The sequence below is a fragment of the Agrobacterium sp. InxBP2 genome (assembly GCF_026191755.1).
In the GTDB taxonomy this organism is placed as follows: Bacteria; Pseudomonadota; Alphaproteobacteria; order Rhizobiales; family Rhizobiaceae; genus Agrobacterium; species Agrobacterium pusense.
The window spans coordinates 130,890-152,734 of sequence record NZ_JAINDY010000030.1; the positions used below are offsets into that span (position 1 = coordinate 130,890).

At 58.9% G+C, this 21,845-nt stretch carries 20 protein-coding genes; 12 read left to right on the forward strand and 8 right to left on the reverse strand.

Annotated elements, in window-relative coordinates; all coding sequences use genetic code 11:
* Positions 1–4: 4 nt before the first annotated feature.
* The 4 genes from K7A42_RS15855 (at position 5) to K7A42_RS15870 (ending at position 5,830) form a co-directional block, all read left to right on the forward strand.
* Entirely contained in the window at positions 5–1,645 is a 1,641-nt protein-coding gene (locus tag K7A42_RS15855; protein ID WP_045533224.1) for an ABC transporter ATP-binding protein, read from the forward strand.
* A gap of 100 nt (positions 1,646–1,745) precedes the next feature.
* On the forward strand, positions 1,746–2,993 hold the full coding sequence (locus tag K7A42_RS15860) for an NAD(P)/FAD-dependent oxidoreductase (protein ID WP_282455536.1): 1,248 nt from the start codon (positions 1,746–1,748) through the stop codon (positions 2,991–2,993).
* A 172-nt stretch (positions 2,994–3,165) separates the two neighbouring features.
* Positions 3,166–4,527 (forward strand): glutamine synthetase family protein, encoded by a 1,362-nt coding sequence (locus tag K7A42_RS15865; protein WP_004439273.1) that lies wholly within the window; start codon positions 3,166–3,168, stop codon positions 4,525–4,527.
* Between the two features lies 1 nt (position 4,528).
* Positions 4,529–5,830: an NAD(P)/FAD-dependent oxidoreductase gene (locus K7A42_RS15870; RefSeq protein WP_282455537.1), complete on the forward strand. Its 1,302-nt coding sequence runs from the start codon at positions 4,529–4,531 to the stop codon at positions 5,828–5,830.
* Here the strand turns inward: K7A42_RS15870 and K7A42_RS15875 are convergent.
* From K7A42_RS15875 to rirA, 7 genes are all read right to left on the reverse strand, one after another.
* On the reverse strand, positions 5,827–6,315 hold the full coding sequence (locus K7A42_RS15875; protein WP_045533089.1) for a gluconokinase: 489 nt from the start codon (positions 6,313–6,315) through the stop codon (positions 5,827–5,829). The genes K7A42_RS15870 and K7A42_RS15875 overlap by 4 nt on opposite strands.
* Positions 6,316–6,425: 110 nt before the next feature.
* Positions 6,426–7,163, reverse strand: coding sequence for an ABC transporter permease (locus K7A42_RS15880; RefSeq protein ID WP_282455538.1), 738 nt, complete (start codon positions 7,161–7,163; stop codon positions 6,426–6,428).
* Entirely contained in the window at positions 7,160–8,098 is a 939-nt protein-coding gene (locus tag K7A42_RS15885) for an ABC transporter ATP-binding protein (RefSeq protein WP_282455539.1), read from the reverse strand. Before K7A42_RS15885 ends, K7A42_RS15880 begins: the two co-directional genes overlap by 4 nt.
* Entirely contained in the window at positions 8,095–9,261 is a 1,167-nt protein-coding gene (locus K7A42_RS15890; RefSeq protein WP_174150586.1) for an ABC transporter permease, read from the reverse strand. The genes K7A42_RS15885 and K7A42_RS15890 overlap by 4 nt, the downstream gene beginning before the upstream one ends.
* Before the next feature lie 82 nt (positions 9,262–9,343).
* Entirely contained in the window at positions 9,344–10,255 is a 912-nt protein-coding gene (locus tag K7A42_RS15895) for an ABC transporter substrate-binding protein (RefSeq protein ID WP_006699768.1), read from the reverse strand.
* Positions 10,256–10,378: 123 nt separating this feature from the next.
* Entirely contained in the window at positions 10,379–11,425 is a 1,047-nt protein-coding gene (locus K7A42_RS15900) for an AbrB family transcriptional regulator (RefSeq protein ID WP_035206796.1), read from the reverse strand.
* Positions 11,426–11,596: 171 nt separating this feature from the next.
* The gene (gene rirA / locus K7A42_RS15905) at positions 11,597–12,067 is read right to left on the reverse strand and encodes an iron-responsive transcriptional regulator RirA (protein WP_004439283.1); all 471 of its coding nucleotides are present in this window, start codon (positions 12,065–12,067) and stop codon (positions 11,597–11,599) included.
* Between the two features lie 218 nt (positions 12,068–12,285).
* Between rirA and K7A42_RS15910 the strand changes: the two genes are divergently transcribed.
* Positions 12,286–13,290: a Fe(3+) ABC transporter substrate-binding protein gene (locus tag K7A42_RS15910; protein ID WP_282455623.1), complete on the forward strand. Its 1,005-nt coding sequence runs from the start codon at positions 12,286–12,288 to the stop codon at positions 13,288–13,290.
* Between the two features lie 90 nt (positions 13,291–13,380).
* On the opposite strand, the gene K7A42_RS15915 is transcribed toward K7A42_RS15910, so the two are convergent.
* Positions 13,381–14,877 (reverse strand): CoA-acylating methylmalonate-semialdehyde dehydrogenase, encoded by a 1,497-nt coding sequence (locus tag K7A42_RS15915; RefSeq protein ID WP_004439286.1) that lies wholly within the window; start codon positions 14,875–14,877, stop codon positions 13,381–13,383.
* A gap of 105 nt (positions 14,878–14,982) precedes the next feature.
* Between K7A42_RS15915 and K7A42_RS15920 the strand changes: the two genes are divergently transcribed.
* The 7 genes from K7A42_RS15920 (at position 14,983) to pncB (ending at position 21,834) form a co-directional block, all read left to right on the forward strand.
* Positions 14,983–15,864 (forward strand): LysR family transcriptional regulator, encoded by an 882-nt coding sequence (locus K7A42_RS15920; protein ID WP_004439288.1) that lies wholly within the window; start codon positions 14,983–14,985, stop codon positions 15,862–15,864.
* A gap of 123 nt (positions 15,865–15,987) precedes the next feature.
* A complete protein-coding gene (locus tag K7A42_RS15925; RefSeq protein ID WP_006699764.1) occupies positions 15,988–16,905 on the forward strand; it encodes a DMT family transporter in 918 nt (305 codons plus the stop codon).
* Positions 16,906–17,184: 279 nt separating this feature from the next.
* Positions 17,185–18,291 carry a DUF475 domain-containing protein gene (locus K7A42_RS15930; RefSeq protein WP_004439293.1) on the forward strand — a complete coding sequence of 369 codons (1,107 nt, stop codon included), beginning with the start codon at positions 17,185–17,187 and terminating at the stop codon, positions 18,289–18,291.
* A 360-nt stretch (positions 18,292–18,651) separates the two neighbouring features.
* On the forward strand, positions 18,652–18,996 hold the full coding sequence (locus K7A42_RS15935) for a MarR family transcriptional regulator (RefSeq protein WP_035206798.1): 345 nt from the start codon (positions 18,652–18,654) through the stop codon (positions 18,994–18,996).
* 18 nt (positions 18,997–19,014) lie between these two features.
* The gene (locus tag K7A42_RS15940) at positions 19,015–19,866 is read left to right on the forward strand and encodes a C40 family peptidase (protein ID WP_153776409.1); all 852 of its coding nucleotides are present in this window, start codon (positions 19,015–19,017) and stop codon (positions 19,864–19,866) included.
* A gap of 93 nt (positions 19,867–19,959) precedes the next feature.
* A complete protein-coding gene (locus K7A42_RS15945; protein ID WP_072493832.1) occupies positions 19,960–20,319 on the forward strand; it encodes a hypothetical protein in 360 nt (119 codons plus the stop codon).
* Positions 20,320–20,529: 210 nt separating this feature from the next.
* Positions 20,530–21,834: a nicotinate phosphoribosyltransferase gene (pncB, locus tag K7A42_RS15950; RefSeq protein WP_004439297.1), complete on the forward strand. Its 1,305-nt coding sequence runs from the start codon at positions 20,530–20,532 to the stop codon at positions 21,832–21,834.
* The last annotated feature ends 11 nt before the right edge of the window (positions 21,835–21,845 follow it).

Here is a 21,845-nt window from a genome sequence, read left to right on the forward strand (position 1 = left end):
CGCCATGACGGAAACAAATATCCAGCCGCTGCTCTCCGTTCGTGATCTCTCTGTCGCCTTCCACCAGGGCGGCGCGACAAGTGTTGCAGTCGATCACGTGTCTTTTGATCTGATGTCGGGCGAAGTCGTTGCCCTTGTCGGCGAATCCGGCTCTGGCAAGTCGGTGACGGCCAATTCCATCTTGAAACTGCTGCCCTATCCGGCAGCAAGCCACCCCTCGGGACAAATCCTGTTTGATGGTAAGGACATGCTGACATTGCCGGAGCGCTCGCTACGTGCGGTGCGCGGCAACGACATCACCATGATCTTCCAGGAGCCGATGACCTCGCTCAATCCGCTTCACACCATCGAGCGACAGATCGGAGAGATTCTTGAGCTGCATCAGGCAATCACGGGGAGCGAGGCGCGTGAACGCACACTGGAGCTTCTGCGCCAGGTCGGTATCCGTGAACCGGAAAAACGCCTGAAAGCCTATCCGCACGAATTGTCCGGCGGCCAGCGACAGCGTGTGATGATCGCCATGGCGCTGGCAAACCGGCCGAAACTGCTGATTGCCGACGAGCCGACGACGGCGTTGGACGTGACGGTTCAGGCCCAGATTCTTGAACTCCTCGGTGATCTGAAAAAGCAACACGGCATGTCCATGCTGTTCATCACCCATGACCTCGGCATCGTCCGTAAATTTGCCGACCGCGTCTGCGTCATGACGAAGGGGAAGATCGTAGAAACCGGGACCGTCGAACAGGTTTTCAACGATCCGCAGCATGCCTATACACGCCACCTGCTGGCGGCGGAGCCCAAGGGCGAGCCACCGGTTTCCGACAGCAGTAAGCCTGTGGTCATGCAGGGCGACGATATCAAGGTCTGGTTTCCCATCAAGGCGGGGCTGATGCGTCGCGTTGTCGACCATGTGAAGGCGGTGGACGGTATCGATATCACGCTGCGTGCCGGCCAGACGGTGGGTGTGGTCGGGGAATCCGGGTCCGGAAAGACAACCCTTGGTCTCGCGCTCTCCAGGTTGATCGCATCTGAAGGACGTATCAGCTTCATCGGCCAGTCGATCGACCACTATTCCTATGAGATGATGAAGCCGCTCAGGAACCGGCTGCAGGTCGTGTTTCAGGACCCCTATGGTTCACTCAGCCCGCGCATGTCGGTGGGTGAGATCGTCGCCGAGGGCTTGAAGGTGCATGAGCGGTCGCTGTCTGCCGACGAACGCGATACGCGCGTCGCCACCGCGCTGGAAGAGGTCGGTCTCGATCCGGCCACCCGCTGGCGATATCCGCATGAATTTTCCGGCGGCCAGCGCCAGCGCATCGCCATTGCCCGTGCCATGGTGCTTAAACCCCGTTTTGTCATGCTGGACGAGCCGACATCGGCACTCGACATGAGTGTGCAGGCGCAGGTGGTCGATCTCTTGCGTGATCTCCAGGCAAAGCATGAACTCGCTTATCTCTTCATCAGCCACGACTTGAAGGTGGTGAAGGCACTTGCCAACGACCTGATCGTCATGCGTCACGGCAAGGTGGTGGAGAGCGGCCCGGCGGCGGAAATCTTCGCCAGTCCACAGCAGGACTATACCCGGGCGCTCTTGGCGGCTGCCTTCCACATCGAGGCCGTGAAAACGAAGGCGATTAGCCAGTAGGCCGCGTGGTGTTTCTGTTAAGGCAATGATTTTTCTGTTGCTTCGCGAAAAATGCCGACCCATGTTGCTGGGTATGTGACGCAAAGACGGATTGATTGCCATGGTAGTGGATGTGATCGTTTTGGGGGCGGGGATCATTGGGGTTTCCACCGCCTTGCAGCTGGCCCGCAGGGGCAGGTCGGTGGTGCTGGTCGACCGGCGCGGACCGGGTGAGGAAACCTCTTTCGGCAATGCCGGGTTGATCCAGAGAGAAGGTGTGGTGCCCTATGCCTTTCCGCAGGATATCGCCCTGCTGCTGCGCTATTCCCTGAATAACAGCATCGATGCCCGTTATCACCTCTCAGCTCTGCCCAAGATCGCGCCTTTTTTGGGCCGCTACTGGTATAATTCCGCAGCCGCGCGCCATGCGGCAATTGCCCGGGCCTATGCACCGCTGATCGAGCACTCGGTATCCGAGCACAACATCCTGATCGAGGAGGCCAAAGCCGGTGACCTGATCGTCAAGAATGGCTGGATGGAAGCCTACCGGACAGCCGCACGGCGGGACGCTGATTTTGCCTTTGCCGAACGTCTGGCGCGAGACCATGGCATTTCCCATACGAAACTTGACGCTGAGGAACTTGCCGCTGCCGAACCGCATCTGAGCCATGATTTCGTCGGCGGCCTGAAATGGAACGATCCCTGGTCGGTGCTCGATCCGCATGCGCTGACGCTCGCTTATGTCCGGCTGTTCGAGAGCCTCGGTGGACGCGTGTCAAGGGGCGATGCGTCCACCCTCAGTCAGACGGCAAGCGGTTGGACGGTGCGCACCGAAACCGGCGCAGTCGAGGCCGAACATGCCGTCGTGGCGTTAGGCCCCTGGGCGGATACCGTCACCGAGCGACTGGGCTACCGTTTTCCGCTCGGCGTGAAGCGCGGTTATCACATGCATTACGCGCCGCAGGAAGGCACTAAGCTCAATAACTGGCTGATCGATGCCGAGCGGGGATATTTCCTTGCGCCGATGCGAAAAGGTATCCGGCTGACGACGGGGGCGGAATTTGCCGAACGCGATGCGCCGAAATCGCCCGTGCAGATTGAACGGGCGGAGCGGGTGGCGCGGACCGTCTTTCCTCTTGGCGGCCGGCTGGATGCGGAACCGTGGATGGGTGCCCGGCCCTGCACGCCGGATATGATGCCGATAATCGGCAAGGCGCCACGTCACCGGACTTTATGGTTTGCCTTCGGCCACGCCCATCACGGGCTGACGCTCGGGCCCATTACCGGTCGTGTTCTGGCTGAAACGATGCTGGGCGAAACGCCTGTTATCGCGATTGACGCGTATCGCCCGGGAAGGTTCAATCCCTGAGAACGAAATCCGCTGGCCTTATGGTAGCAGGCCACGTAACATGGTCCCATGCAAAGGGGAAAAGGGGCAGACGTCATCATGGTGGCGAGGTTTCTCATCTATCAGCAGCAGGATGATTTTCGCTAGCGAAGATTGCTGCGCATGATCAGAGATGGAAACGGCTTGCTGGTGCATGATGGATGATATTGAAAACGCAAAGAAATTTTTCGTCGATAACCCCGATATCGAAATACTCGAAGCCTTTGTCATAGATGCCAACGGCGTGCCGCGCGGCAAATGGATTCCGCGCGAACGGGCAATCGACGTGCTTGAAAAGGGGATGGCCATTCCCCGTTCCGTTTATGCGCTGGATATCTGGGGCCGTGATGTCCACGCTGCGGGCCTCGCGGAGGGCACGGGTGATCCGGACGGCTTCTGCTTTCCCGTTCCCGGCACACTGTCGCGGGTGACATGGCTCGGCCGGCCGACGGCGCAGGTTTTGCTCGCCATGAAGAATCCGGATGGAACCGGTTTTTACGGCGATCCGCGCCATGTTCTGGCGCAGGTTCTCAATGCTTATAAAAAAGCGGGTTTGACCCCTGTCGTGGCCACTGAACTCGAGTTTTACCTGATCGATCCCGTTCGTTCGGCGCTCGATCCCGTGCGTCCGCCGCACAGCCGCGAGGGCCGGTGGCATACGGGCCAGACGCAGGTCCTGTCGATTTCAGAGTTGCAGGATTTCGAAGATGTTTTCCACGACATCGCGACAGCGTGCCGCGCGCAGGGCGTGCTTGCCGATACGACGCTGCGGGAAAATGGTCCCGGCCAATATGAGATCAACCTCAATCACGTGCCTGACGCGTTGCAGGCTGCCGATTTTGCCGTTTTTCTAAAGCGTATCGTTAAAGGAGTGGCGCGTCGGCATGACCTCGACGCCACCTTCATGGCCAAGCCCTATGGGCTGCAGGCAGGCAATGGCATGCATGTGCATTTCTCCGTTCTCGACAGGGATGGCAGGAATATCTACGCGGGAGAAAACGGCCCTTCGGATGCGCTGCTGCATTCGGTCGGCGGCCTCCTTGAAAACATGGGAGAGAGCATGGCGATCTTTGCACCTCATGCCAATTCCTATCGCCGCCTCACACCGAGCGAACATGCGCCGACCTATGCCTCCTGGGGTATCGATAACCGCTCAGCAGCGGTGCGCGTCATTGTTGCCAGCAAGGCGGCGACGCGTATCGAACACCGCGTCGCCGGCGCCGACACCAACCCCTATCTGGTTCTCGCGATGATACTGAGCGCCGCGCTCGCCGGCATGAAGGAGAAGCGCCAGCCCGGCGGCGCGATTTCCGGCGACAGTCACGCGATCAACCATGAGCCGCTGCCCACCAACTGGGACTATGCGCTGCAACGCTTCACGCGCTCCAGCTTCGCCTATGCGACGCTTGGCCAAAAATACCGTACGCTGTTTTCCGCCTGCAAACAGCAGGAGCTTTCCGAATTCTCCCTGCGTGTAACCGACGTCGAATATGACGCCTATATCAGGACGGTGTGAAATGGTTGAGGTCACCAACGTTCCCAATCCCGGCCACACATCGTCATGGTATGCGGCCTCCGCTAATGTCAAAACTGTGCGGCCGACGCTTGAGGGCGCGCTGGAAGCCGACGTCTGCGTGATCGGCGGCGGTTTCACCGGCATTTCCGCCGCCCTTGAACTCAGTGAACGTGGCTACGCGGTCATTGTGCTGGAAGGCGTGCGGGTCGGCTTCGGCGCGTCGGGGCGCAACGGCGGGCAGATCGTCAACGGTTACAGCCGGGATCTCGAAACCATCGCCGGCCGCTATGGGCATGACAAGGCGGTGAAGCTTGGGGAGATGTCGCTTGAAGGCGGCGCGATCATCCGCAACCGCATCGCCAAATATGCCATCGACTGCGATCTGGTCGACGGCGGTTTCTTCGCCGCCTTCACGTCAAAACAGATTCGCGAAATGGAGGCACACAAGGTCCATTGGGAAAAACATGGTCATGGCGGCCTGGAAATGGTCTCCGGAGCGAATGTCGGCCGCTACGTGAAGACCGATCGTTACGCCGGTGGCATGATCGATCGTTTCGGCGGCCATATCCATCCTCTTAATCTCGTGCAGGGCGAGGCGGCGGCTGCCGAAAGCCTGGGCGCTCGGATATTCGAAAATTCGCGGGTCATTGCGGTAGAGCAGGGGGAAAACCCCGTCGTGCGGACGGCAACGGGCAGCGTGAGGGCGAAATATATTCTCGTTTGCGGCAATGCTTATCTCGGCAAATTGCTGCCGGAAATCGGCGAACGGATGATGCCGGTCTCGAGCCAGGTCATGGCAACGGAGCCCCTTAACGCCGATCTGATTGAGGCGCTTCTGCCCGCCAATTACTGCGTCGAAGATGCCAATTACATTCTCGATTATTACCGTCGCACCTCGGACAACCGTCTGCTTTACGGCGGAGGTATCGGTTATGGCGGCAGCGATCCGGCCGACCTGACAGGCGTGATCCGCCCGAACATGCTGAAGACCTTCCCGCAGCTGGAAAAGATAAAGATTGAGTATGCCTGGAGCGGCAACTTCGCCTTGACCCTGACGCGTATTCCGCACATCGGCAAACTGTCGGACAATATCTACTTTTCCCATGGCGACAGCGGTCACGGGGTAACGACCACGCATCTGCTCGGCAAGATATTGGGCGAGGCCGTTGCAGGCCACGCCGAACGTTTCGATATCTGGAGCTCCTTGCCGAACTATCCCTTCCCGGGTGGCAAGACGTTCCGCGTTCCGCTGACCGTACTTGGCGCCTGGTGGTATGGCCTGAGAGACAGGCTCGGGCTTTAAAACACGACCGTTTTCAAAGCGGAAAGCGCGTTCGAAACGATCTCTTCCGGGGTCGTATCGATGCTGACAGCCACGACGCCGGGCTCTCCCGTTGGTACTTCCAGCGTGGCAAGCTGGGTCTGAAGCAGCGAGAGCGGCATGAAATGGCCCTTGCGCTCGCCCATCCGGCGGCTAAGCAGCTCCAGGCTGCCATCCAGATAGACGAAAGCCAGCGGGCCGCCTGTGGCCCGGCGGAGGCGGTCGCGATAGATTTTCTTGAGCGCTGAGCAGGAAACGACGACACCGTTGCTTTCGCTGCCTTTGCGAAGTTCCGCGCCGACGAGATCGAGCCAGGGCCAGCGGTCTTCATCCGTAAGGGGAATACCCTCTGACATCTTGTCGACATTGGATTTGGGGTGGAGTTTATCGCCCTCAATAAAGGCAATGCCCAGTTTCTCCGCCAGACCTTCCGCGACCGTGGACTTGCCAGAACCGCTCACTCCCATCACGACGATTGCCTGTGTCACCCGAACCTCTGAAATTTCTGTTTCGACGGTCTGCCCCTACCATGTGCGGCGAACGCCGGGAATATAAAATGTGATGCATGTCCTGTTCATTACCCGGTTCTGCGGGCCGCGGTTCTTTCCAGGGCGGAAAAGCCGGTGTGGATCAGGATCGCCAGTGCCGCAACGATAAGCCCGCCCTGAAGGATGAAAGCGAGATTGTTGGATTGCAGGCCGGCGATGATAACTTCCCCAAGCGTCCTTGCGGCAACCGTTGAGCCGATGGTGGCGGTGGAAAGGCTGATGACCGCCGAAAGTCGGATCCCGGCGAGGATGGCCGGCAGGGCGAGCGGCAGCTCCACTTTTACGAGCCGTTGCCAGCCGGTCATGCCGCTGCCTCTTGCGGCATCCACCACTGCTGGCGGAAGGGTGGTAAGTCCGGTCAGCGTATTTTCGAAGACAGGCAGCAGGGCATAAAGAAACAGCGCGATCAGAGTGGGTTTTTCGCCAAAACCGATTATCGGCACCGCAAGCGCCAGAACCGCCACAGGGGGAAAGGTCTGGCCGATATTGACGATGCTGCGGGAGAGCGGAAGGAAATCCCTTCCGAAGGGCCGGGTTACGAGAATGGCGAGCGCACCCGCCATCATCGTGGCAAGCCCCGTTGCGATAGCGACAGTGGCGAGATGCGAAAGGGTGAGGGAAAGCAGATTGGCCTGCGTGTAGATGGCTGGCGCATTGGCCTGCACAAGGGGGCTGAACAGGGGCGAGAAGCTCTGGGGCGAGGCAAGAAACGCCATCAGCGCCAGCACCAGAAATCCCAGGGCGAAGAAAGAAGCGGCTTTTCTCATCGGTTTCCGGCGGCGCGCTGGAGGAGAACGTCACGCCGCACCAGGCCCGCGGGCTGTCCGCTGTCTTTTATCACTGGCAGGACATCGCGGCCCGCCCATAACATGGCCGAAAGCGCGTCGCGCTGGCTTGTATGTTCGCTTAGCGGCTCGCCCTCGGCGCTTCCCGGCTCCACGACATCGGCAACCGAGAGGACCGAGAGCAGTTTCAGCGCGCGTTCGTTTTCCCCGATCATGGTGCGCACGAAGTCATTCGCGGGTTTCAGCACCAGTTCTGCCGGCGGACAGTCCTGCACGATACGTCCCCCGTCCATGACTGCGATACGATCAGCCAGATGAAAAGCCTCGTCCATGTCGTGCGTGACGAGAACGATGGTCACGCCAAGCTTCTTCTGTATATCGATGAGGTCTTTCTGGGCCTTGGCCCGGATAACCGGATCGAGAGCGCCGAATGGCTCGTCCATGAGGAGAATGTTCGGTTCAGCGGCCAGCGCCCGCGCCACGCCGACACGCTGCTGCTGGCCTCCGGAAAGTTCATGCGGGAAACGCTCGGCATAAAGCGCAGGTTCGAGTTGGAAGAGGTGCATCAGCGCATCGATCTTCGCAGCGATGCGTTTGCGGTCCCAGCCGATCAGCTGCGGCACGGTCGCGATATTCTCCGCCACCGTTCGATGCGGAAACAGGCCATGGCCCTGAATTGCATAGCCTATCTGGCGGCGAAGCCTGAATCCGGGTATCGCGCTGGCATCTTTTCCGTCTATTCGGATTGCGCCGGAAGTTGGCTCCACCAGCCGGTTTATCATGCGCAGCAGGGTGGTTTTTCCCGACCCCGACGTGCCGACGATGACGGTGACGGTGCGCGGCGCGACCGTTAGTGACACCTGGTCCACAACGGTCGTATCGCCATATCGCTTCGTGATGGTGTCGATCTCGATCATGCCTTTTGCCTTCCGCCTGCGCTGAAGAGATTGCTGTCGATGAGGGCGTCAAGCATGATTGCAGCCGCAAAGCCGAGGAGAACGGTCGGCACGGTACCCAGCAGCACGAGGTCCATCGCCGTCTGCCCGATGCCTTGGAAGACGAAAACGCCAAAACCACCGCCGCCAATCAGCGCCGCGATCGTCGCGAGCCCGATATTCTGCACCAGCACGATGCGGATGCCGGTGAGGATGACCGGCATGGCGAGCGGAAACTCCACCCGCAGCAGGCTTTGCGTCGAAGTCATGCCGAGTCCGCGCGCCGCCTCCCGGACTGCTCGCGAAACGCCGGAAAGGCCAACCACCGTGTTGGAAACCACCGGTAGCAGCGAATAGAGAAATAGCGCCACGAAGGCGGGCGCCATGCCTATGCCGGCGATGCCGATCTTTGCCGCGCCCGGCACCGTCGCTGCGATCCATCCAAGCGGTGCGATCAGCAAACCGAAAAGAGCGATGGAGGGTATGGTCTGGACGATGTTGAGGGTGTTCAGCACGCCCGCCCGCAGCCGCTCCACCTTGTAGCAGAGGAGGCCGAGCGGAATGCCCACGAGCGTCGCCGCAACGAGCGAGCCGATGGCGAGCTGCACGTGCCGCAGTGCCTCGGTCCAGAATGTGTCGGCTCTCCCGGTATATTCCCTGATGATCGAGAGATCGTTCCAGAGACCGCTTGTCAGCACGGCCGCAAGTGCAGCCGCCGCCAGCAGCAACAGCAAAATCCGAACGACCGGCCTGGGCCTGAGACGGGCTATACAATCCGTAGCAAGCAGGGCCAGCCCGGCAAAAATCAGCCAGAAACCACTGGCAGGCGAGACGCGGGCAAAACTATTGCCCTCCGGTGTCAGGAAAGAGGCAGCCTGACCGACGAAAACCGCCAGTACCGCAAGCCCGACCAGCGCAATCGTGAGCTTGAGGCGGGCGGAAAAGCGAAAGAACGCGATGAAAGCGGCAAGAAGAACGACGGTGGTGATAATGGCGGCAGCCGAAGCCGGGAGGGCTTCGAAAACCGTTCGTGTCTCACCCTGAACGATCCGGTTCGCACGGAATGTCATGAAGGGCGCCACGAGAAGGGCATAGAGAAGCAGGCATGAAATCACCACCCCCACCTTGTCAGGCCATTTCGTCAAAATCCCGCTCCCCTGTCTCATCGATCAGGCGAAGGCCGGAAGAACGAATTTTTCCCGACCCGTCGCCCGGAACCACAGACTATTACTTGACGAAGCCGTTCTTGGTCAGGAAGTCGAGCGCGACGGTTTTTGCCTGCTCGCCGCCCACCTGCACACGGGCGTTAAGCTCCTGCAGGGTCGCCAGATCGAGCTTTTCAAACACGGGTTTCAAAAGTTCCTCGATATTCGGATGCTTTTTCAGGACTTCTTCGCGAATGATGGGCGCCGGCTGATAGACAGGCTGCACGTGTTTGTCGTCCTCCAGCACCACGAGACCGGACGGGGCGATGCCGCCATCCGTGCCGTAGACCATGGCAGCATTGGCGTTGTTGGTCTGGTTGGCTGCGGCTGCGATGGTAGCGGCCGTATCGCCGCCGGACAGCGTGATCAACTGGTCCGGCTTCATGGTGAAGCCGTAAGTGGTCTGAAACGCCGGCAGGGCAGCAGCGGAGTTGACGAACTCGGAAGAAGCGGCAAGAACCACTTCACCGCCGTCGGCAACATATTTGCCGAAATCGGAGAGCGTCTTCAGCTTGTTTTTGTCCGCAACATCCTTTCGCAGCGCGATTGCCCAGGTATTGTTGGCCGGGGAGGGCGTCAGCCAGACGATCTTGTTGGCGTCATAGTCGAGCGTCTTTGCTTCCTGGTAGGCCTTGGCAGCGTCCTTCCAGAGAGGGTCATCCGCCTTGGAGAAAAAGAAGGCGGCGTTGCCGGTATATTCGGGGTAGATGTCGATCTCGCCCGCGGTAATCGCCTTTCTGACGACTGGCGTTGCGCCGAGCTGAATGCGATCCGTCGTCTCGATATTGTTCTTGCTGAGAACGGCGAGAATGATGTTGCCGAGAACGCCACCCTCCGTGTCGATTTTCGACGACACGACCACTTGCGCCTGAGCGATCGAAACAGAAAAGGCAAGCGCAAGTCCGGCGCCCGTCAACGTCATCAAGCGGTTCATGAATGGTCCTCCGATGGGTCAGCCTGCCGAGCAGGCGAAAGGTCGCCGCCCGCAATTGCGGCTAAGCCTGAACGTGCCGGAGAGAAAAAGGTTGCAATGCTGCCAGCATTTTTCCGGCAGATGTCAGGTTTCGCCGTCTCGTTTTCGGGCATCCTTTCCCATGACGAGCGGCATAAGAACCGACAGGAACAGAAGCCTGATGACGTGATGCGAGCCGACATAGGCGGTATCTGCGTGCATCATGACCGCCATCGCAGCCATGGTTTCGAGGCCGCCCGGTGAATAGGCGATCATTACCGCATTGAGCGGAACGCCGGTCACGTGGGAAATCATCCAGGCAATACTGCCGGCGATCACCATGACGGCGATGGTGACGACAAAGCCCGCTACAAAGCCCTTGCGCACCTCCATCAGCGAGACATTCGAAAACCGTGTCCCGATCAGGCAGCCGATCAGCACATACACTGGAAGGCTGAGCCAGGTCGGGACGCCGCCTTCAGTGAGGCCGGTAATATGCGTGCCAATGGAGATCGCGACGCCGCCGAGCAGCAGGGCAGCAGGAAACTTCCAGCGCAGGAAAAGCCAGCCGGTCAGCAGGGAAGCGACGATGGTCAGTCCCAAGGTGAGGAGATCCATCGGCGGTTTGGTGAGGAGCGGTTCGGTGCTGACAAGATCGAAATATTCCACGATCAGCGGTACGGAAAGAGTGAGCGCAAGTACCCTGACGCTTTGCACGATGCTGACGGTTGCGAGGTCGCTTTTCGTCTCGGCCCCGAGGCTGATGATATAGCTGAGGTGGCCGGGGGAAGCGCCGAGCATTGCCGTGGTCCGGTCGTAACCGAAACCGTAATGCAGTATCCAGTAAGCGACATAGAGCATGATGACGACAGCGACGAGGACGACGACAAAGCTCACCGGCCAGGTCTTCGCAGCGTCTATCACGGAGGGCGTCACGCTCGTTCCCATCGAAATGCCGACAACGACGAAACAGGCATTGCGGATGAAGGCGGGAATGCCAAGCCTGAGGCCTGCCAGTCCAGAGATCGTCACCGCAAGTGCCGGGCCGGATAGAAAGGGTGCCGGGATATCGATGAGGCTGGCGAGCAGCGCACCTATGCTGCCGATGAGCGCGGTAAGCGCAAATGTATGGAATTCAGGCTTGATGATCATTGCGACGCTGATTGGTTGCTTGAAAAAGCTCGCGACCAAATGCGCCGCTTCCGTTCGCGAGGTCAACACGCGGGATCAAAAATATTCTGTCTCGCGCGGCTTCCTTAAAGAAAAGCCCGTGACCTCATGGGCACGGGCTATGGTGTAATCGCCAGGGAAGCAATAAGACGATCATGCAGCCGGAAGGGCAGCGACCTTCGGCATCGTGGTGTCGAGGCCAAGCAGAAAGTTGATCTGCGGCCGAGCCTTGACGAGATCGTCGATCGAATATTCGGCCAGCACGTCGAAGAAGGCGTTGAGCGCCTTGCGCAGCGCAGAGTTCAGGCCGCAGCTGTCAACAAGAGGACATTCGACGGCGCCGTCCTCGAAACATTCCGCCATGGCGAAGCTGTCTTCGGTGACCCTGACCACATCGAACAGACTGATCTTTTCGGCAGGCTTGCCAAGCCGCACGCCGCCATTGCGGCCGCGAACTGTTTCCACCAGGCCGGCCTTGTTGAGCGGCTGGAGGATCTTGAACAGGAACAGCTCGGAAACGCCATAGGCCTTGGCAATCTCCGGAATGCGGCTCAGATGGCCTTCATTTGCGGCGCAGTACATCAACATGCGCACGGCATAGTTGGTCTGTTTGGTCAAGCGCATGCTGGTCTCCTAACTCTCAATGTGGAGTTATATAGTCTCTTTTTCAGTTTAGAACAATTCCAGAAACCGAAAAAACTGGCATCCATCCGAGATTTCTCAAACAGCCTTGTTGACCGCCTTCATGATTCATGAACAAACAAGTCAAGAATCGGAATGTAATGGAGGCATTCACAATGGCAAGCTTGAAATCATATTTTTCCGCTGCCGTTTTTTCAGGGATGATGATCCTTTCCTGCACACCCAAAGCCTGGGCAGAGGGAGAGGTTAATGTCTATTCCTATCGCCAGCCTGAATTGATCCAGCCGCTGCTCGACGCCTTTACCAAGGAAACGGGAATAGAGACGAATGTTCTTTTTCTCGACAAGGGACTGGTGGAACGCATCCAGGCAGAAGGCGTCAATTCGCCGGCCGATGTGCTGTTGACGGTCGATATCGCCCGTCTGGTCGAGGCCAAGGAGGGCGGTGTCACGCAGCCTGTTCTCAACGATCCCGTCATCGAAAAGGATATCCCCGCCAATCTGCGTGATCCCGAGGGCGAATGGTTCGGCCTGACGACACGCGGCCGGGTTGTCTATGCCTCGAAGGAGCGGGTGAACCAGAAGGATATCACCTATGAGGAACTGGCGGATCCGAAATGGAAGGGCAAGATCTGCATTCGCGACGGCCAGCATTCCTATAATATTGCGCTGATCGCCTCAATGATTGCACATCATGGTGTCGATTATACCCGCACCTGGCTTACCGGCCTGAAGAACAACCTTGCCCGCAAACCTGATGGAACCGACCGCAGCCAGGCGAAATCAATCTTTTCCGGGGAGTGTGATATTGCCCTTGGCAACACCTATTATGTCGGCCTGATGCTGACAAATGACCGCGAGCCGGAAGAAAAGGAATGGGCGGGTTCCGTGCGCGTCATTTTTCCCAATGCGGGCGACCGCGGCACCCATGTGAATATTTCCGGCATGGCCCTGACGAAATACGCCCCCAACAAGGACAATGCCCTGAAACTCATGGAATTCCTGGCATCGCGCGAGGCACAGGAAATCTATGCCAGGCAGGTCTTCGAATATCCGGTGCTGCCCGGCGCCGAGCCATCGGATGTGGTGAAGGGCTTCGGCCCCATCAATCCGGACAGGTTGCCGCTGACGGACATCGCCGCCCATCGCAAGCAGGCATCCGAACTGGTGGACGAAGTGGGCTTTAATGACGGCCCGACCAACTGATCTCAGGCCCTGCTTCCAGCACGGATGAATTCCAGTCAAAAAAGCCCCGCTGCAAAACAGCGGGGCTTTTTTGTATTGCCTGCTTGCGGCTTATTTCATCGTCGGCATGACGAATTCGGCACCCGACTTGATGCCAGACGGCCAGCGCGAGGTGATGGTCTTGGTCTTCGTCCAGAACTTGATCGAATCCGTGCCGTGCTGGTTGAGGTCGCCGAAGCTCGAAGCCTTCCAGCCGCCGAAGGAATGGTAGGCGAGCGGAACCGGGATCGGAACGTTGATGCCGATCATGCCGATATTGACGCGGCTTGCGAAATCGCGGGCTGCATCGCCGTCACGGGTGAAGATGGCGACGCCGTTGCCATATTCATGCTTCATCGGCAGTTCCAGCGCCTCTTCGTAGTTCTTGGCACGAACGACCGACAGAACCGGTCCGAAGATTTCCGTCTTGTAGATGTCCATGTCAGGGGTGACGTGGTCGAACAGGCAGCCGCCGACAAAATAGCCGTCTTCATAGCCCTGCAGCTTGAAGTCGCGGCCGTCGACCAGGAGCTTTGCGCCCTGTTCCACGCCGCTGTCGATCAGGCCCTTGACGCGCGTCTGGGCTTCCTTGGTGACGAGCGGGCCCATATCAGCCTTGTCATCGGTGTAAGGACCGATCTTCAGTGCCTCGATTTGCGGAATGAGCTTTTCAACGAGACGGTTTGCCGTCTCTTCGCCGACAGGAACTGCAACGGAAACAGCCATGCAGCGCTCGCCGGCCGAACCGTAACCGGCGCCCATCAGCGCGTTCACGGCCTGATCGAGATCGGCGTCCGGCATGATGATCATGTGGTTCTTTGCGCCGCCGAAGCACTGCGCGCGCTTGCCGTTCATGGCAGCGGTGCCATAGACGTAACGGGCGATCGGCGTCGAGCCGACGAAGGAAACCGCGCCGATATCGGGATCGGTGAGGATGGCGTCGACGGCACCCTTGTCGCCGTTGACGACGTTCAGGATGCCGGCCGGAAGGCCGGCTTCGATCATCAGTTCCGCGAGGCGGATCGGCAGCGAGGGATCGCGCTCGGAAGGCTTGAGGATGAAGGCGTTACCGCAGGCGATCGCCGGGGCGAACATCCACATCGGGATCATGCCGGGGAAGTTGAACGGGGTGATGCCTGCGCCGATGCCGACCGGCTGGCGGATCGAATACATGTCGATGGCCGGGCCCGCGCCTTCGGTGAACTCACCCTTCTGCAGATGCGGAATGCCGCAGACGAATTCGCAGACTTCAAGCCCGCGGACGATATCGCCCTTGGAATCTTCGACGGTCTTGCCGTGCTCGCTGGAGAGCAGCACCGCCAACTCGTTCATGTCTCGGTTCAGAAGTTCGACGAACTTGAAGAAAACGCGGGCACGACGCTGCGGATTGGTCGCAGCCCATTTCGGCTGTGCCGCCTTGGCGCTTTCGACAGCCGCGCGCAGTTCGGCGTCGCTGGCAAGCGCGACCGTAGCCTGAACTTCGCCCGTGGCCGGATTGTAGACATTCGATGTGCGGCCGCTGGTGCCCGGCACATGTTTGCCATTAATGAAATGACCGATTTCCTTCATGGTGTTCCTCCAGAATGTGATGGCGCAGCATTGCCTTTCGATTTGCACAAATCAATCGCCTGAAATAAGCATCAATTGTGCAAAAATAGACACAAGGAACGTGGCATGAACTGGGATGATGTACGTTTGTTCCTGAGCGTGGCGCGAAGCGGCCAGTTTCTTTCCGCGGCCAGAAAGCTCGGTGTGAACCATGCCACTCTCAGCCGCCGGGTTTCCGCGCTGGAAGCCGCCATCGGCACCCAGCTCTTCCTGCGCAGCACCAATGGCTGCGAACTGACGGAGGAGGGTCAGCGGCTTCTTGCGAGTGCGGAGCGCATGGAAACTGAAATGCTGAATGCCCAGGCTAATCTCGGTCGCGTCGATACGGCGGTTGCGGGAACGGTGCGCATCGGCGCGCCGGACGGCCTCGGCGTATCCTTCCTCGCGCCAAGGCTTGGCAGACTGACGGCGCGGTATCCCGATCTGAAAATCCAGCTTGTTCCGGTGCCGCGTTCCTTTTCGCTGTCGCAACGTGAGGCCGATATCGCCATCACTATCGAAAGGCCGGAACAGGGCAGGCTGATGTTTTCCAAGCTCACCGATTATTCACTCGGCCTCTATGCCTCGGCGAATTATCTGGCTGACTACGGAACGCCTGATGATGTCGAGGCACTGAAACGCCACCGGCGGATCGGTTACGTGGAGGACCTGATCTTTTCGCCTTCGCTGAACTTCACCGGCGAAATCATGCGTGACTGGGACGCCGCCTTTGAAATCTCAAGCGCTACCGGCCAGACGGAAGCAGTACGATCCGGTGCGGGAATCGGCATCCTGCACAATTACATCGCGGGCCAATATCCCGAACTTATACGGATCATCCCGCATCTCACCATCAGCCGGTCCTATTGGACAGCTTATCACGAATCCGCTCGCCAGTTGGTCCGTGTCCGCACAGTGGTCAATTTTCTCCAGGAACTCGTGGCCGAAGAACGACGCATCTTCACCTGATATCCGAAGCCCCGGCGCAATAGTACTATTAATTGTGCAAACCCGTCCGTTCTGGACTTGACAAAGGACGGCTGGTTGGACGACCAATGCAACCATTGGGAGATCGGAACTGACATGTCGACTATGATAAAAAAGCTTTCGCCGACGGGCCTCGGCGTGGCCGTGATGCTGCTTGGAATGCTGCTGTTCGCGTTGAACGACGCCATGGGAAAGTGGCTCGTATCGACCTACAGCCAGGGCCAGGTGATCCTTATCCGAAGCGCCGCGGCGCTGGTCATCCTTGTTCCGATCGTCTGGAGAGCCGGCCTCTCCGGGCTCGTGAAAATCGAGCGGCCCGGCCTTCAGGCGGCGCGCGTCTTTTTCTCCACGGCCGAGCTTTTCTGTTTCTATTTCGCGGTCGCGGCGCTGCCCCTGGCGGACGTCATGACCTATTGGCTCGCGGCGCCGATTTACGTGGCGGCGCTCTCCCCTTTTCTGCTCGGAGAAAAGGTCGGCTGGCGTAGATGGACGGCCATTGGCATCGGTTTTGTCGGCGTTCTCATCGCGCTCAAGCCGAGCTCGGCAAGCCTCACCTCCGCTGCACTCTTTTCTATCCTCGGCAGCGCTGCCTTTGCATTCATGATGTTGTCCGGCCGCCAGCTGCGCAATACGCCCGACACGGTGCTCGCCTTCTGGCAGATCATCGGCGCGGCGCTTGCGGGCATTGTCGCCGTGCTCGTCACGCCATCGGGATGGCTGCCGGTGCAATCCGGTTTTGATCTTGCCTTCCTCGGCCTGCTTGGCGTCGTCGCCATGGCGGCGCATGTGCTGGTCAACCGGGCGCTCAAACTTGCCGATGCTGCAACGGTTGCGCCGCTGCAATATACGCTGCTGCTCTGGGCGGTCATTTTTGGATGGCTGTTCTTCGGCGATGTGCCCCAGACAAGTATCGTGGTCGGCGCGGGCCTGATTGTTCTTTCGGGCCTTTACATCTTCTTTCGCGAAAATACGCTCAAACGCCGTCGCGAAACCGCCGAAGATCTGGCCGCAGAGCAGGTTTGATCTCTGGTTGCAATCACGGGACTTGACGAAGGCGTGATCTTCAGGGAGTAAGAAGGGGCCCTGCGATGATTTGTCTCGCAAGGGCAGAGGAAACAAAGGTGCCGGGCCCCTCTGGCGAGAGTTTTACGGCGCTCTCGTGATGTCGGTACCGCCTGCAAAATTCGCCGGCGGATTAAAAACTATGAAAAACCTGAATGTGCTTCGCGCGCGTGCTTTCTGCGTGCGGCCTGACGCCCCGCGTCGGTCTGCAACCGTCCTCGTAATGAACGGTGACCGGACATGAGCGCTGCCCAGAAAACCACGCTCTCCTACTTCAAGTGGGCTTTTATCGTCACCATCGTCGGTCTCATCCTCGGCGGCTATCTTGGCTGGGAAATGACCGGTACGGTTGGCGGTACCGCGACGATCTTCTTCATCTGCGTCGTTCTGGCGGTGCTGGAAATCTCGCTTTCTTTCGATAACGCCATCGTCAACGCGAACAAGCTGAAGGACATGACGCCGGTCTGGCAGCACCGCTTCCTGACATGGGGCATTCTCATTGCCGTTTTCGGCATGCGTATCGTCTTCCCGCTGCTGATCGTTGTCGTCGCCGCCAATGTCGGTCCCTGGACGGCCATCGTCATGGCGGCAACCCAGCCGGAACGTTATGCGGAAATCATGCAGGATGCCCATCTGCCGATTGCGGCTTTCGGCGGCACCTTCCTGATGATGGTCGGTCTCAACTTCTTCTTTGACCATGAAAAGGACGTGCATTGGGTGCGCTGGATCGAGGAAAAGGCTGCGACCTATTCTTCCGTCAAGGGCATCGAGATCGCCTTCGTGCTTGTTGTCATGCTGATCTTTTCGCGCATCATCGGCGCCAGCGACAACCCGGAACTCGGCCCGGTCGCGGCCAACACGTTCTTCCATTCGGCGATCTGGGGTCTCTTGACCTTCCTGCTGGTAGAAGTTGTTGGCGGCATTCTCGATCGTAGCCAGGAAATGCTGGAAGGCGCAGCAAAGGGCGGTTTCGGTGCGTTTCTTTATCTCGAAGTGCTTGACGCCAGCTTTTCCTTCGATGGCGTGATCGGTGCCTTTGCGCTGACGCAGAACCTGTTCATCATCGCCATCGGCCTCGGCATCGGCGCCATGTACGTGCGCTCGATGACGATCATGCTGGTCGAGAAAGGAACGCTTGCCGAATATCGCTATCTGGAGCACGGCGCCTTTTATGCGATCCTGATCCTGTCGGTCATCATGTATGTGCAGACCATGGTGCATATACCTGAAGTCATCACGGGCCTTGGCGGCGCAACCCTGATCGGTATCTCGCTCTGGTCGTCGATCCGCTATAATCGGCAGCAGAATGCCGATGCAGTCGATGCCGCACGCGGCGCAGAGATTTGATCCACAATACCCCTGTCTTCCGCCGTCACGGCGGGAGACAGTTTTTAAGCATTGAGTTCGTTCCTGCCTCTTTTTATCGCCATTTACGCCTTGCAAACGCCTTCGCCGCGCGCGTCATTTATCCATTAAGTCCCTGATTTAAAATATACTTGTGCGGCGCAGAAAAACTGGCACGATTTCTGCATCTCATCTTGCAAGTCCAGAGGGGACATATGGCCCAAAAATGGGTCAACAATTACCGCCGCGCCGCGCGATCTTTCGGATCTGCGCCGTGCGGCGGTTCTGTTTGTGGGGATGGTTCTTGAGTTTTTCGCGCTGTTGCATGAAAACGATAGGACAACGACTGGAAGGTTTATCGGCTTGCCTGCAGAACTTTCGCCCACGGCCGCCCTCGGGCTCTGGCATCGCGTCTCGATGGCGCAGGTCACGGCCGATGCGCCCGATTTGACCTTGCGTCAGACGGCCATCCTGCTGCAGATTTATCTTGTGCCGCCGCCGCATACCGTGCGCGGCCTCGCCGGCCTGCTGGGCGTGACCAAGCCGGTCATCACCCGCGCGCTCGACAGTCTCGGCGCGCTAGGGCTGGTTGACCGGGCCCGGGATGAGCGGGACAGGCGCAATGTCGTGATAAAGCGCACCGTCGCAGGTGCGCTTTATCTGGAAAAATTCGGCGATCTGATTATTGATCAGGCCCGTAATATCTAACCTCTGGACGTGAACCCCATGATGCTCGACCGCCGCCTGAATATCTTCCGCTCCGATCTCGCCGACGAAAAACTGCAAGGGGCGGTGCAGGCCGATCGTTTCGTCAGCGGATCTCCCGCACAGGTCGTGGTACCTGTCATCGGCCTGCGGCCCACGCCGGACCTTGTCGCCGGTATCGATACCGAACTGCTGTTCGGCGAGACCCTGCGCGTTTTCGACAGGGCGAACGGCTGGGCCTGGGTGCAGGCGGATGCGGATGGTTATGCGGGTTACGTGCCGGAAACGGCCATTGGTGATGTCGTCGCGGCCACTCACCGTATCGTTGCTCCCCGTACCTTTGTTTATCCTTCGGCCGAACTGCGCAAGCCACCGGTGGCGGCGCTGTCCATGGGCAGCCTGATCCGGATCGTCGGTGAAGAGGAGACCCGTGGCACCCGTTATCTCATGACCGAAAATGGCGAAGGCGTCATTGCCGCCCACTGCCGGACCGTCGATGCTGCCCCTGACGACGACTATGTCGCGGTGGCGTTGCGCTTCATCGAAACCCCCTATCTGTGGGGCGGTCGCTCCGGCTTTGGTATCGATTGTTCAGGCCTCGTACAGATTTCCATGGCGATGGCAGGCCGGCGGGTGCTGCGCGATACCGACATGCAGGTGAAATCGCTCGGTGTGGAAATAGAGCGGGACGAGTTGCGGCGCGGCGATCTGGTTTTCTGGAAAGGCCATGTCGGGCTGATGGAAAATGAGGAAACGCTGCTGCACGCCAACGGCCATACCATGAATGTCGCGCGCGAAAATCTTGCTGCAGCCATTGAGCGCATCGGTTGGCTTTATGAAAAGCCGACGGCGTTCCGTCGCATGGAGGACTGATGGAGCGCTTCACGAAATTGTTCCCGTCTTGCCCTTTGTGCGACAGCCGTCGCCGGCCTACATGCTGTCAATAATGGTACGGGACGGACACTGATGAAGACAAGAACGGCGGCACGATTGGCAGCGATCCTCGCGGCGGTCCTATTGAGCACTTCGGCAGAGGCCCAGACGGTGTTCCAGAACGGTTTTGCCCCGGCACCCGACGCCTATGCCAACCTGCCCGGTGTAAAAGACCCTCGAACGCTCCAACCCAAGGTCCGTTATAACTGCCATAGCGAACTGGGAAGTACCGGATATTCACGTGGGCCCTACCGGACCGTCTTCGGCAGTCGCGGACTTCCCGTCCAGGGTTACCGCTGCACCGATGAAAACGGTATTTCCAGCTTCGGCGGACGTAACCCCGTTTCCAAGGATTGGTACCCTGGCATCAATCCCGTTGATCCGACTTTCTGACGCGGCGTGCCCGTAGCCCCTGGCTGAAAACGATAACGAGGTTGCCGGGAAATCAACGCGCGGGCGGGCTGGTGAGGCATTTGCCGGGCCGGTGCTCTGGACTTGTTGTCGCTTTTTCAGATAAATCTTCCGCATGACGGGTTGATACCTGCCGGGGTGCGGATTGACATCGGCTATTCTGACCTTTGGCCGATACTGGGGAATGCAAGTATGACGAAGACCGATATAGCCACCCGTGTCCACAATCATACCTGGAAACTTGACCCGATCGTCCGCAGCCTGATCGATACGGATTTCTACAAGCTGTTGATGTTGCAGATGATCTGGAAGCTTTATCCGGAAGTCGACGCGACGTTTTCGCTGATCAACCGCACCAAGACGGTGCGGCTGGCCGAGGAGATCGACGAGATGGAGCTGCGCGAACAGCTCGATCATGCGCGTACGCTGCGTCTTTCCAAAAAAGAGAATATCTGGCTTGCGGGTAACACGTTTTACGGCCGCTCGCAGATTTTCGAGCCGGAATTTCTCTCCTGGCTATCAAGCTATCAGCTGCCGGAATATGAGCTTTTCAAGCGCGACGGGCAGTACGAGCTGAATTTCCACGGCCGCTGGATGGATACGACGCTCTGGGAAATCCCGGCGCTCGCCATCATCAACGAGTTGCGTTCGCGTAGCGCCATGCGCTCGCTCGGTTATTTCACGCTGGATGTTCTCTATGCCCGCGCAAAGGCCAAGATGTGGGAGAAGGTTGAGCGGCTGCGGGAACTGCCGGGCCTGCGCATTTCCGATTTCGGCACCCGCCGCCGCCATAGCTTTCTGTGGCAGCGCTGGTGCGTCGAGGCGTTGAAGGAAGGCATCGGGCCGGCCTTTACCGGTACGAGCAACGTGCTGCTCGCCATGGATTCGGACCTTGAAGCCGTCGGGACGAACGCGCATGAACTGCCGATGGTGGTCGCGGCGCTGGCGCAGACTGATGAGGAGCTGGCTGCCGCGCCCTATCAGGTTCTGAAGGACTGGAACCGGCTTTATGGTGGCAACCTGCTGATTGTTCTGCCCGACGCCTTCGGCACGGCGGCGTTTCTGCGCAATGCGCCGGAATGGGTGGCTGACTGGACGGGTTTCCGCCCGGACAGCGCACCGCCGATCGAGGGTGGCGAGAAGATCATCGAGTGGTGGCAGAAGATGGGTCGGGACCCGCGCAAGAAGATGCTGATCTTCTCCGATGGCCTCGATGTCGATGCCATCATCGACACTTACAGGCATTTCGAAGGCCGCGTTCGCATGAGCTTCGGCTGGGGCACCAACCTCACAAATGATTTTGCTGGCTGCGCGCCAAAAACCATCGCCAGCCTCAAGCCGATCTCCATCGTCTGCAAGGTCAGCGACGCCAATGGCCGGCCGGCTGTGAAACTCTCGGACAATCCGCAAAAAGCAACCGGTGAACCGGCCGAAGTGGAGCGTTATCTGAAATTCTTCGGCCAGGAAGATCACAAGGAACAGAAGGTTCTGGTTTGATCAAAGCGGGG